At 61.0% G+C, this 541-nt stretch carries 1 protein-coding gene; it reads left to right on the top strand.

Features of this window, described 5'->3' with window-relative positions; translation table 11 throughout:
- Positions 1-47: 47 nt before the first annotated feature.
- A partial coding sequence (locus ACR0E6_RS22960; RefSeq protein ID WP_480587764.1) for an NAD(P)/FAD-dependent oxidoreductase occupies positions 48-541 on the top strand: 494 nt, incomplete at its 3' end.

Raw genomic sequence — 541 nt, forward strand, 5'->3', positions numbered from 1 at the left:
CAAGCCCAACACACCCGCCCCCAAGGCGATTGCAGCGGAGTGAAACCATGAAACAAAGACTTGTTGTCATCGGCGCAGGGATGGCCTCGGGCCGGGTGCTGGAGCACCTGACCGACGCCGCGCCGGATGCGTTCGACATCACCCTGTTCAACGCCGAGCCGCGCGGGAACTACAACCGAATCATGCTCAGCCCGGTCCTGTCGGGCGAGAAAACCTATGAAGAGATCGTCACCCATGACGACACCTGGTATGCCGAACGCGGCATTTCCTGCCGCTTTGGCGAGCAGGTGGCCAAGATCGACCGTGAGATGAAGGTGGTCGAGGGCGTCAACGGACATGTGCCCTACGACAAGCTGATCGTTGCGACAGGGTCAAATCCGTTCATCATCCCTCTGCCCGGTCATGATCTGGACGGTGTGATCGCCTATCGCGATCTCGAAGACACCCAGCGGATGATGGGCATGGGTTCGGGCAACAAGGTTGTCGTCATCGGCGGAGGTCTGCTGGGGCTTGAGGCCGCTGCGGGCATGGCTACGCATGG

The sequence above is a fragment of the Ruegeria sp. AP12 genome (assembly GCF_056540025.1).